We start from the raw sequence: 12,217 nt of genomic DNA, 5'->3' as shown, positions 1-12,217 counted from the left end.
AATTTTATTTCTTTACTTTTGCGGCGATCATCGCACCGCATGCGAGTACGAATAAAAGCGCAAGATAGATGACGACGATGTATGCCGCCGCATCGGGTGCGACAAAAAACATGATGCCCGTTGTAAGCGTGAGAACGCCGAGTGCGAACGATGCGCTCCCGGCAGCTTTTCCGAGCCGCTTTTTGTCGCCGAGGGACGCGAGGTATTTTTTCGAAAGCATATAGGCTCCGGTTACGGTAAACGCCGAGCCCGCTCCGATAAAGAGCACGAAGAGCAGGAGCAGTTTTGTGTGCGTTATGATCATAGTTCGACTATACCGTATTTTCGGCGGCAGTACCACAGGGATGCATTTGCACCGCTTGCATCCGGACACATTTGCGTTCCGTAACGATATGCTCTTTTCCGTAGCGGTTTGCCGAACGTGCCGACATAACCGAGCGCATATGTAAGTGAAATTGAAAATCAAAAAAAAGTCGGTAAATTCGAAACGATTGCTTCGCTTGCGGCGGCACTTGAAGTTGAACCTTATGAACTTTTCCTGAAATCAGGCACTGTACAAGCCTACAACGGTAAACGGACAAAAGCGTTGATGAATCGTCTTCGTAACAATTTCAACGAACTTGTAGATACGATAGAAGAGTTTTTAACGGAATAACAGCTTTGTTTCCATAAAAATGTGTGCTGTTTTATCGAAAACGATTCAAGGGGGGAAGTCTCCCCCTCGCTCCCGTCCTTTTCGCTCCACAAGTGTAAAACTGTCGTTTTCCCCTTGCTCCGTTCATACGGCCGTTCGCTTCCCCCTCTGCGGGGACACCCCGCAATGCCCCGTACGCTCGACGGCAAGAAAATTTCTTGACTTTTGAAAAAACCGATGTATAATGCGGTAAAGGAGGCGCACATGAAAAAAACACTAAGTGCAATAATGATTTTATTTTTTGCGGCAGCAGGTATTTTTGCGATGGGTTCAGGTGATTCAAGCTCTGCAGACGGAAAGAAGCATTACAAATTCGGCTTTACCTGTATGGATCAGTCAAATCCGTTTTTTGTGCTCATTGAAAAGACGATCCGGCAGGAGGTCGAAGCTCGCGGCGATCAGCTTATCTCCGTCGACCCTGCGAATAACGTTACCCGTCAGATCCAGCAGGTGGAAGATGTCATCGCGCAAAAAATCGACGGCATATTTTTAAATCCCGCAGAAGCCGAAGGGATCATCCCTGCGCTCGATCAGCTCAAAGCGGCCGGTATTCCGATCGTCAATTTCGATACGGAAGTTGCGGATATGAGCTATGTTGCGACATATACCGGTTCCGATAATTACAATGCCGGTAAAGTGTGCGGCGACGATCTCGTAAAAAAATGTCCGAATGGCGGTAATATCATCATTTTGGATTCTCCGACGATGAATTCCGTCGTCGATCGTACAAACGGTTTCCTCGACGCGATCAAAGGGCACGGATTTAAAATCGTCGGTCAACAGGATGCAAAGGGCAATTTGCAGGTTTCAATGGGTATTGCGGAAGATTTGCTGCAAGCGCATCCGGAAGTCGTCGCCATCTTCGGCGGTAATGATCCTACCGCGCTCGGTGCTCTCGCGGCGGCAAACGCAGCAGGCATTAAAAAAGCGTTGATTTACGGTGTCGACGGTTCTCCCGACATAAAAAAAGAGATAGCGACGAAAGGTTCGCTGATCGAGGGATCGGGTGCTCAGTCTCCCGTCAACATCGCAAAAAAATCGGTCGAACTTATGTATAAAATCATGGCCGGCGAAAAAGTCGACGCGCGTTATCCCGTTCCGACATTCTTGATTACAAGCGACAACGTAGCGAAATACGGTACGACAGGCTGGCAGTGATCGGATAAACGCAAAGGGGGCTGCCTCAAAAGTCGGTTACTTTTTCGACAGCCCGTCGAGTTTAAAATCAAGTCTTTGTATTGTACTGACTTAATTTTAAACAGTGCATCTAAAATCAAGGAAGCTGTCTGAAAATCATTTGTTACTGCGTGGTAATGCGGCGGCGGTACGGTTATAGCAGCCGTATCGCGTGCGGTATGATACTGTTTCGGACAGTCGCTTTCAAAGTTATACGTCAGAGTGCTTCAAAAAGCTCGGTTTTTAGAGGTTCTCTCTGATCAAACGGGTCCCGTTTCTTATGGATGAAAATTTATTGCTTCAAATGAAAAACATCCATAAACGCTTTCCTGGCGTTTATGCGTTGAATGATGTCAATTTCGAATTACGCGCGGGAGAAGTGCACGCGCTGATCGGCGAAAACGGCGCCGGTAAATCTACGCTTATAAAAGTTTTGGGAGGAATCATCAAAGCGGATGAAGGCGAGATTTACATCGACGGTAAGAAAGTCGATATCGGCAGCGTGTTCGATTCTCAAAAAAACGGCGTAGCGATTATCCACCAAGAGCTCGTGCTTGTACCGCACATGACCGTCGCGGAAAACATCTATCTCGGCAGAGAACCGATGAAAGGTAAATTCATCGACAAAGCGGCGATGAATTCGGAAACCGATAAACTGCTGCGCCAATACAATGCCAATTTTTCCGCGCAGACGCTCATCGTCAATTTAACGATCGCGCAGCAGCAGATGGTGGAAATAATAAAAGCGATTTCATATAACTCTAAAATTCTCGTTATGGACGAACCGACTTCTTCCATATCCGACAGAGAAGTCGAATTTTTGTTCGATATCATGCGGACGCTCGTAAAGCGCGGTGTCGGGATCATCTATATTTCTCATAAGATGAGTGAGTTGTGGGAAATCTGCGACAGGGTCACGGTACTCCGCGACGGCTGTTTCGCCGGAATTTCGGACGTTGACAAAATAACGCGCGACGAACTCATCGCGATGATGGTTGGACGGACGCTGGAACAGTATTATACGCGCGATTTTCAAGCCGCCGGTGAAACGGTTTTGCGCGTCGAACATCTGTGCGATAACGATATGGTACAGGACGTTTCGTTCGAGCTTCGAAAGGGCGAAATCCTCGGTTTTGCAGGGCTTATCGGTGCGGGGCGAAGCGAAGCGATGCAGGCTATATTCGGCTTGAAGAAAAAATACGGCGGCAAAATAACGCTGTTCGGAAAAGACGTCCATTTTACTTCTGCAGTAGACGCGCTTGACAGCGGTATGGCCTTTGTTCCCGAAGACAGAAAGCTCGAAGGCTTGTATCACGTGCAAAGTGTAAAATACAATGCGACGATCGAAGTATTAAAAGAATTTATTAAAGGATTTGTTTTTAATAAAAAAAAGGAGATCGACATTGCGGATAAATATACGGCGATGATGAAAACAAAGACGCCGTCGCTCGAACAGCGGATCGGAAATCTTTCCGGCGGAAATCAGCAAAAGGTAATGATCGGACGCTGGCTTGCGGTAAATCCGTCGATCCTCATACTCGACGAGCCGACGAGAGGCGTCGATGTCGGAGCGAAAGCGGAAATTTATGCCATAATGAACGAGCTCGTCAAAGAGGGCATATCGATCATCATGATTTCTTCGGAACTGCCGGAAATCATCAATATGAGCGACCGCGTATATGTCATGGCGAACGGCAGAGTAAAAGCGTGTTTGCCGCATGCTGAAGTATCGCAGGAATCGATTATGCGGTTTGCTGCAGAATAAGGGATTGGGGGATTACAATGAATAACGATACGGCAAAGCAACTGGTGATGAAGCAGGGATTCGTACGATATTTCAAAGAGAACATGGGGATTATCGCGGCATTCATCGTTTTATTTTTGTTTTTGTCGCTGAATCCGAGCACATCCCGCGCCTTTGTGACGCGGCAGAATATGTTCAATGTGCTTCGTCAAATTTCAACGAATATGTATTTGGCGTGCGGCATGACGATGGTCATCATCCTCGGCGGCATCGATCTGTCCGTCGGATCGATCATCGCGCTTTCGGGCTGCGTCGCGGCTGCATGTGTCGCGCGCTACGGATTGGCGATCCCCGTTGCACTTATCATCGGAACCGTTATCGGTGTCGTATTCGGAATGTTTAACGGTTTTGTCATTTCAAATACGACGATCCCGCCGTTTATCGTCACGCTCGCCACGATGAATATCGCGCGCGGTTTTGCTTATGTGTATACCGGCGGTTCGCCCGTGCGCGTTGTGACAAAGGCGTGGCAGTTTATCGGCGCGGGATATATCGGCATATTTCCCGTTCCCGTTATCATAATGATCGTCGTGCTTATCATAACCGGATTGCTTATGAATAATGCAAAGCTCGGCCGGCACATCTATGCGGTAGGCGGAAACGTACAAGCCGCCGTTTTTTCCGGCATTTCCGTAACCCGCGTAAAATTTTGGGTGTACGCATATTCCGGTTTAATGGCGGGTATTGCGGGTATTGTGCTCGCATCCCGTATGTATTCCGGACAGCCGACGGCCGGCGACGGGGCGGAAATGGATGCGATCGCGGCCGTTGTTGTCGGCGGAACTTCCATGGCCGGCGGTTCCGGTAAAATCGGCGGTACGATAATCGGTGCGCTGATTATCGGATTTTTGAACAACGGTTTGAATTTGATGAATGTCAATTCGTTTTGGCAGTATGTCGTAAAGGGTTTGGTCATTTTGCTCGCCGTGTTCCTCGACTTTATCCGCAACAGAAACAAACGCTAATTATTAATTTTAAGATGATGGGGGTTGTATGCTTGTATCGCTGCATGATGTTATGAAAATCGCCGAACGCGATAAAATTGCGATCGGCGCCTTCAACGTTCCGAACTGGGAATCCGCTGCCGCGATTATCGGAGCGGCGGAAGAGACGGATATGCCGGTCGTTTTGCAATATGCGCCCGTTCATGCGCAGTTTTTGAGTATGGAAGACGCTGCGGAGATCATGCTGTACTTTGCGAAAAAAACAAAAGTTCCCGTATGCGTACATCTCGATCACGGCGACAGTTTTGAACGCTGCATGCAGGCGATCCGGCTCGGCTTTACATCGGTTATGATAGACGCGTCGGCCCGTCCCTACGAAGAAAACGTCGCAACGACTGCAGAAGTCGTACGGGCATCTCATGCAGTCGGCGTTTCCGTAGAAGCGGAAGTCGGTCATATTTTCACATCCGTTACGGGGAGCGTCGAGGGGCCTGCAAAAATCGAAACGAAAGATTCGTTTGCCGACGTAGACGATGTATATACGCGTCCCGAAACCGCAAAAGATTTTAAAGAAAAAACGAACGTCGATGCACTCGCGATAGCGTTCGGCACTTCACACGGTATTTATGTTGCAAAGCCGGTGCTCGATCTTGACAGAATCACCGCAATAAAAAAAGCGGTCGATATGCCCTTTGTCATGCACGGCGGATCCGGTTTGAGCAAAGAAGAATTCCAAACTGCAATACGCAACGGCATCAGAAAGATCAATTATTATACGTATATGACGATGAGCGGCGGAAAAGCGGTCAAAGCGCAAACGGATAGGATCAAAGCCGATGATCACGTCTTTTTTCATGACATCCCCGGTATTGCGACACAAGCGATGAAAGAAGACGTAAAGCAGGCGATACGTATTTTCAACAATACCTTATAAACGGGTGCACTATGCAAAAGGGTATCATCGTTGCGGGGCCGCTCATCCTCGATCGGCATTATGCGGTCGATATGTTTCCCGATGAAGGCCGGCTCGTAAGCGTACACGACATCCATGAGGACGTCGGCGGTACGGGCAATTTAATAATCGATTTGGCAAAAATCGACGCGGCGCTTCCGGTACGGGTGAGCACGGTTCTCGGCCGCGGCAGCGCGGGACGCAGCATTATTAAAGCGCTCGACGCATATCCGAACATCGACAAAAGCGGCATCGTAAAAAGCGATGAAGGGCATACGCCGCTGACGATCGTCATCGATGCGGACGATACGCATCAGCGCACGTTCTTCTATTATGCGGGCGTATCCGACACTTACGGCGAACGGCATATCGACTGGGATTCGCTTGAAGGCGATATCTTTCAGCTCGAATATCTTTTGCTTACAAAGGGTATTGATGCGCCCGACGACGAATACGGCACGCATGCGGCGCGGATCCTCGCGCAAGCGCGCCGGTGCGGCATGAAAACTTCCATCGATATCGTTTCCAAAAAAGGCGCGTACGTCAAAGATATCGTTTGTCCATCGCTCAAATATACCGACTACTGCACGATCAACGAGCTTGAAGCGCAGGAAGTGACGGGTATCCCGCTTGAATCGGACGGAAAAATCATTAAAGATGCCATGCGTCCCGTTTTGGAAAAGATTGCCGAATACGGTGTGTCCCGATGGATCATCATCCATGCCGCTTCGTGCAGCTTCGGTATGGATCGAACGACGGGCGAATGCTTTGAAGTGCCGAGCCTTCGGTTTCCGCACGAAAAGATCAAAGGCAAAACGGGCGCCGGTGACGCCTATTGCTCCGGCGTTTTATATGCGGCGTACCGCGGGCAATCGATCATCGATGCGATGAAGCTCGGTACCGCCTGCGCGACGTGTTCGCTTTCCGAAATAAACGGTACCGACGGCATGCGCGCATACGGCGAAGCGCTTGCCTTATACGATGCGTACAAAGGCCCCGTCGAATTTGAAAAACTGTAAGCCGTTGCCGGCTTTTTGCAAAAAAAATTATTAAGAGGGGGAAGTCTCCCCCTCGCGCGCACTTCGTTGCGCGCTGCCCCCTCTGCGGGGACACCCCGCAACGCCCCGTGCGGCACGCCGAATTCGCTTACCGGTTCTTTGCGGTTTTCGCGCTCTTCGTGTTTTTTTTCGCTTTTTTTGTTTCGGTCCGCCTATCGCTTTTACCGTTCGTCTGCGTGTTGTCGCCGCTCTTTTGCTTTGCCGCCGTATCGTTTTGCTTTACCTCTTTTACGCCTTCTGCGGGAGCGGGAAATTTTCGCGGCGTGAGCAAAAACGCGAAGAGGCTTCCGCACAATCCACCGGCTATGTGAGCGGCGACCGAAATACCGTTATGTTGCAGCGTGTCGAAATTAAAAAACTGTCCGCCGATGTATAAAATAAACACGAGGATAAACGACAGCGGTATTTCGTTTTTTGCAAACGACGTAAATGACGCGAGCATGATCATCATAAATACGACGTCGCTTGCACCCATTTCCGGATGTGTGATCAAGCACGCGTTGATGACACCGGTGACGAACGCGGTTATCGTTATGACGAGCGCGAGGACGCGGGAACCGTAGCGGCTTTCGATGATCGGGCCGAGCAATATAACGAGCGACATATTCGAAATGAGGTGCTGCCAATCGGCATGCCCGAACACGTGCGAAAAGAGGCGGAAATAGTCGAGCGGCGCTTTCCAATCGAACGGATGGCTGCTGTGCTTTCCGCCCGGTATGATAAAAAGCGCCGGCGCAAGGTGCCGGTCGAACACGTAACTGTCGAGCAGCATAATTACCGTACAGATGACGACAAAGGTGAGCGTAACGGGCGCGTTGTAGGTTACGCGGATTTTTCGACTCACTTCGATATGTTCCTGCATGGCGACAGTATAATAAAACGGACGCCGCGCCTCAAGCGATTTTTGCGTATTTGCGGCCATTAAGCGAAAATTTTCGGATTTGCACATATCCGTTTCCACAGTATTGATTTTTTAAAGTTTCTAAAGATATTGGACAAAAGCTATTGGAATAACGGCAAAAATTCTGTATATTATAAGCATGGCTGACAGCGATACGTTCGGAAACGGCGAGTTTTCGATCGAAGCGGTCGATGCCGTCGATTACGATATTCCGCCGAACGGTCGCGTCGTTTTTTTTAACGACGACTATACGACGAAGGATTTTGTCGTCGACGTGCTTATGTCCGTTTTTCATAAATCGGAACACGACGCGTGCATCATCATGGAATCCGTACACAAAACGGGTTCCGGTATTGTCGGCGTGTACGCCTTCGATATAGCGGCGACGCGGGCTTCGATAACGGTGCACCGTGCGCGAGAAGAGGGCTTTCCGCTGAAAGTTGAAGTGCAGGAAGTGTAGGCGTATCGATTGATCGAAATAAAAATTAATCGATAGCTGCCTTATAATAATCGATGGGAATTGCACTCGCGTGCGATTTTTGTTCGGCTCCGAATTGTACCGCCTACTGCGGTGAGCAGGAGTAATAAAATATGGAAATAAGTCCGCAGCTGCGAAAGATATTATCGGTTTCGTTTTCCGATGCGAAATACGCACGACACGAATTTTTTACGCCGGAGCATCTGCTCAGTTCTGCGCTCGCGTTCGATTCGGTACGCGATCTGCTCGAATCGTGCGGCGCGGATGTGGCGACTATTCGCGATTATGTAAACGAATACATAAAAAAAAACGTACCCGTGTCCGCAGTGCAGGGAAACGGGCAGATCGCCGAACCCGTTGAAACGCAGGGCTTTCAGGAAGTGATGAATCGCGCCGTGTTCCACTGTGCGTCGAGCGACAGGCAGATACTCGACATCACCGACGTGCTCGTCAGCATGACGGAAGAAAAACGCAATTATTGTGCGTATTCGTTGCGTATGGGCGGCGTCGACAAGCTCCGTCTCATCGAAGCGATCGGCGCCCAAAAGTTGACGGATGAAAATCAATTTTTTTTGGACGGCGGCGATGGGCAGCAAAAATTCATGCCCGGCATGCAGACGGGAGACGATGCGCGCCATGAAAATCCACGCGGAACAAAACCGACGGCGCTCGAAAAATTTTGCGTCGATTTGACGGCTGAGGCAAAACAGGGTAAAATCGATGCGCTCATCGGGCGGACGGATGAAATCGACCGCACGATCCAGATCTTGTGCCGCCGCACGAAAAACAATCCGCTTTACGTCGGAGACGCGGGCGTCGGAAAGACGGCGATCGCAAACGGGCTCGCGCTCAGGATCGCGCAAAACGACGTGCCGGATGCGATCAACGATTTTTCCATCTACAGCCTCGATATGGGCTTGCTGCTTGCCGGTACGAAATTCCGCGGCGATTTTGAAGACCGTCTCAGAAAGATCACCGACGAACTGATGAAAAAAAAGCACGCGATTTTATTTATCGATGAGATCCACATGATCATGGGCGCCGGTACGAGCGGCAACAGTACGATGGATGCGGCGAATTTGTTAAAACCGGTGCTGTCGTCGGGAAAGATCCGCTGCATCGGTTCGACGACACACGAAGAGTATGCGAAAAATTTCGAAAAAGACAGGGCGCTCGCGCGCCGCTTCCAAAAGATCGATATCAAAGAACCGTCGCCGGAAGACACGCTGGCGATTTTAAAAGGGCTTCGCGATAAATACGAAACTTACCACGGAGTTACGTACAGCGATACGGCACTGAAACTTGCGGTCGACTTGTCGGTGCAGTATTTGCCGGACAGACGGCTTCCCGATAAAGCCATCGACATCATCGACGAAGCGGGTTCATACCTGAAGATCAAAGCGAAGGGCGGATCCGCCCGCATGCGCAAAGCACCCGCGCCCGAAAGCGATGCTGCATATACGCAGGAAGTTTCGCATACGAACGCGCTTTCGAAAAAGCCAGTCGTATCGACTTCCGTTATTAAAGCGGTGACGGCGAAGATGGCGCGCGTACCGCTTGAATCGGTGACGAGCGGAGAAAAAGAAAAGCTCCGCGACCTCGCCGACACGATGCGCTCGGAAATCTTCGGACAGGATGAAGCGGTCGCTGCGGTAACGAAGGCGGTAAAAAGGGCGCGCGCGGGATTCAACGATCCCGAACGGCCGGAAGCGAGTTTTTTGTTCGTCGGACCGACGGGCGTCGGTAAAACGGAACTCGCCCGATCGCTTTCCCGTACGCTCGGCGAAACGCTCTTGCGTTACGATATGAGCGAATATCAGGAAGAGTATACGGTGAGTCGTCTCATCGGTTCGGCACCCGGTTACGTCGGCTATGAAGAGGGCGGTCAGCTTACCGAAGACGTGCGCAAAAATCCGCATTCGATCGTGCTCTTCGATGAAATCGAAAAGGCGCATCCGAAAATTTACAATGTGCTGCTTCAAGTTATGGACTACGGATTTCTCACCGACAATCAGGGACGCAAAGCCGATTTCCGAAACTGCATCATCATCATGACGAGCAATGCCGGCGCGCGCGAAATGGAAAAAAGCAAAGTCGGATTCGGCGCCGAAAACGCTTCGGACGAGGGAGACGCTCTCAGCGAAGCGGTCGAAAAAACTTTTTCGCCGGAATTCCGCAACAGGCTCGACGGGGTTATCGCATTTTCTCATTTGGGAAAGGAGATCGTCGACGACATCGCGAAAAAAGAAGTCGCAAAACTCGCCGCCCGCCTCACGCAAAAAAAAGTCAAGCTGGAAACGACCGCGCACGCGATCGCCTACCTTTCGGAAAAAGGCTATTCGCGCGAATTCGGAGCGAGAAATATGGCGCGCACCGTCGAAGAAGAAATCGCATCACCGCTTACCGATGAAGTGCTCTTCGGAAAACTTTCCGCAGGCGGCGAAGTGCACGTCGACGTATCGTCCGGAAGCGACGGCACGGAAACATTGACCTTCGATTATGGAAAGCATTGATTGGCAGAAAAAGCTCGGTGCCGAACGTTTCGGAAGCGATTTTGAATACACGCATTTTTTCGTACGCGACGCAGGACGCAACGGTTTGCTCGGCTATACGGAAACCCTGACACCCGAGCTTGTGTTTTCGGCATATCTGCAGGGGATTTTCCCGTGGTACGACGAAGATTCGGGCGATCCCGTTTTGTGGTGGAGTCCCGATCCGCGCTTCGTGCTTTTCGTAAACGAAATCCGCTTTCCCCGCAGCGCCGTAAAATTTTTAAAACACAGCCCGTATACGTATACCATCGATGCCGCCTTTTCCCGCGTGATCGAAAATTGTGCGCACGTACATCGCGCCGGTCAGGACGGCACGTGGATAGGAAATCGCATGATCGATATCTACTGCGCGCTGCACGAACGCGGCATTGCACATTCGGTCGAAGCGTGGCACGGAAACGAACTTGCGGGCGGACTTTACGGAGTGCTCATCGGAAAAGTATTTTGCGGCGAGTCGATGTTTACGCTTGAATCGAACGCGGGCAAAAGCGCGTTTATGCTATTTGCAAAAGCGTTTGAAAGATGCGGCGGCGTTTTGATCGATTCGCAAGTATATACGGAAAACATCGCGCGATACGGCGGCCGCAACATAAGCCGAGCGGCGTTTTTGCGCATGGAAAGCGAACTCTTGCCGCAAAAACTTTCAGACGACTTGCACACGGTTTTCGGCGAAATAGCCGCGGAAACCGTACGTACATCCCGGCTTCATGCGGAAAGCGCTTCGAATCGCTGAGTGAGACCGCGCTGAAAACTTCACGCTTAATGTACGCGTGCGCTCCTGTGCACAAATTGCAAAATAACCGGTCTCACCGAGAAAGAAGTCGGGCAGCTGTAAACGCATTTTTTCGCTATGCCGCCTATCTCTTTAATTCCACAAGTGCGGTTTGAAGGGCTGCGATGCCGTAGAGAGCGGCGGTTTCGCATCGCAAAATATTTCCCGCAAAGTGAACGGATGCAAATCCCGCATTTCGAAGCGCCGCCATTTCATCAGGGCTTATACCGCCTTCGCATCCGACGGCGATCGCCGCGTGCGTAACGCCTGCAAAAAGGGCATCCGAAAACGGCACGCAAAAATCATTCCGCTCCGAGAGAACGACGGCTGCCGACGTGTTTCGCGCTTTTTCGCTCATCCGTCTCCACACTTCGCATGCTCCTCGAACATCCGCGGTTTCGATGACGGCGGTTTCCACCGGTGAGCCGCTCTGCTCTCGCGCTTCTTTGATGATCCGCGCAAAGCGTTCGGCTTTCCCTGCCAGAGAAGCGATGCTGCCCTTTTGCGAATACTCACCTGCGACGGGAACTATCGTTTTCACTCCGCACTCGCAAGCCTGTCGGACAATGAGTTCCATCTTTTGCGGCTTCGCGATAAATTGAAAAAGCGTATATTCGACGGCACGGCGATCCTTATCGATATCGGCGGCGCCGACACCGCGCGAGACAGAGGCCTCTCCCTGTCCGCACTTTTGCAATACGGCAATACCCCGAACGTCGTCGATGCGTGCGACGGTCATGGAAAAAAGAGAGCCTCCGGGGATCCGCACGTCGAACATATCGCCCTGCTTTGCGCGGAGGACGCGGCACAGATGTGTAAAATCTTTTCCCGAAACGGAGAGCAGCCCCTTTTCATCGGGAGCTACAGCGGAGAGAAACTGCCGCAC

Annotated in this window: 11 protein-coding genes; 8 read left to right on the top strand and 3 right to left on the bottom strand. The window is 50.8% G+C overall.

Annotation, left to right across the window (positions count from 1 at the left end):
* Positions 1-4 precede the first annotated feature (4 nt).
* Positions 5-304, bottom strand: coding sequence for a hypothetical protein (locus tag JSQ97_RS05000; RefSeq protein WP_205075045.1), 300 nt, complete (start codon positions 302-304; stop codon positions 5-7).
* 594 nt (positions 305-898) lie between these two features.
* On the opposite strand from JSQ97_RS05000, the gene JSQ97_RS04995 reads away from it, so the two are divergent.
* The 5 genes from JSQ97_RS04995 to JSQ97_RS04975 all read left to right on the top strand — a co-directional run bounded on the left by JSQ97_RS04995 (position 899) and on the right by JSQ97_RS04975 (position 6,589).
* Positions 899-1,852 (top strand): sugar ABC transporter substrate-binding protein, encoded by a 954-nt coding sequence (locus tag JSQ97_RS04995; protein ID WP_187385344.1) that lies wholly within the window; start codon positions 899-901, stop codon positions 1,850-1,852.
* Between the two features lie 322 nt (positions 1,853-2,174).
* Positions 2,175-3,635: a sugar ABC transporter ATP-binding protein gene (locus JSQ97_RS04990; protein WP_239446945.1), complete on the top strand. Its 1,461-nt coding sequence runs from the start codon at positions 2,175-2,177 to the stop codon at positions 3,633-3,635.
* A 17-nt stretch (positions 3,636-3,652) separates the two neighbouring features.
* Positions 3,653-4,639, top strand: a complete 987-nt coding sequence (locus JSQ97_RS04985) for an ABC transporter permease (RefSeq protein ID WP_205075044.1) — start codon at positions 3,653-3,655, stop codon at positions 4,637-4,639.
* A gap of 28 nt (positions 4,640-4,667) precedes the next feature.
* Positions 4,668-5,552, top strand: coding sequence for a class II fructose-bisphosphate aldolase (locus JSQ97_RS04980; RefSeq protein WP_205075043.1), 885 nt, complete (start codon positions 4,668-4,670; stop codon positions 5,550-5,552).
* Between the two features lie 11 nt (positions 5,553-5,563).
* Positions 5,564-6,589, top strand: coding sequence for a carbohydrate kinase family protein (locus JSQ97_RS04975; protein ID WP_205075042.1), 1,026 nt, complete (start codon positions 5,564-5,566; stop codon positions 6,587-6,589).
* Between the two features lie 127 nt (positions 6,590-6,716).
* On the opposite strand, the gene JSQ97_RS04970 is transcribed toward JSQ97_RS04975, so the two are convergent.
* Positions 6,717-7,490, bottom strand: coding sequence for a rhomboid family intramembrane serine protease (locus JSQ97_RS04970; RefSeq protein ID WP_205075041.1), 774 nt, complete (start codon positions 7,488-7,490; stop codon positions 6,717-6,719).
* Between the two features lie 178 nt (positions 7,491-7,668).
* On the opposite strand from JSQ97_RS04970, the gene JSQ97_RS04965 reads away from it, so the two are divergent.
* The 3 genes from JSQ97_RS04965 (at position 7,669) to aat (ending at position 11,292) form a co-directional block, all read left to right on the top strand.
* Positions 7,669-7,989 (top strand): ATP-dependent Clp protease adaptor ClpS, encoded by a 321-nt coding sequence (locus JSQ97_RS04965; protein ID WP_021330363.1) that lies wholly within the window; start codon positions 7,669-7,671, stop codon positions 7,987-7,989.
* 131 nt (positions 7,990-8,120) lie between these two features.
* Positions 8,121-10,520 carry an AAA family ATPase gene (locus tag JSQ97_RS04960; RefSeq protein ID WP_205075040.1) on the top strand — a complete coding sequence of 800 codons (2,400 nt, stop codon included), beginning with the start codon at positions 8,121-8,123 and terminating at the stop codon, positions 10,518-10,520.
* Positions 10,507-11,292 carry a leucyl/phenylalanyl-tRNA--protein transferase gene (gene aat, locus JSQ97_RS04955; RefSeq protein ID WP_205075039.1) on the top strand — a complete coding sequence of 262 codons (786 nt, stop codon included), beginning with the start codon at positions 10,507-10,509 and terminating at the stop codon, positions 11,290-11,292. Before JSQ97_RS04960 ends, aat begins: the two co-directional genes overlap by 14 nt.
* A 124-nt stretch (positions 11,293-11,416) precedes the next feature.
* On the opposite strand, the gene JSQ97_RS04950 is transcribed toward aat, so the two are convergent.
* Entirely contained in the window at positions 11,417-12,217 is an 801-nt protein-coding gene (locus JSQ97_RS04950) for an RsmE family RNA methyltransferase (RefSeq protein WP_205075038.1), read from the bottom strand.

It is taken from the genome of Treponema sp. Marseille-Q4523, assembly GCF_016901105.1.
Taxonomy (GTDB): domain Bacteria; phylum Spirochaetota; class Spirochaetia; order Treponematales; family Treponemataceae; genus Treponema_D.
The sequence above is the reverse complement of the archived record's forward strand: the minus strand, read 5'-3'. Positions and strand labels throughout refer to the sequence as shown.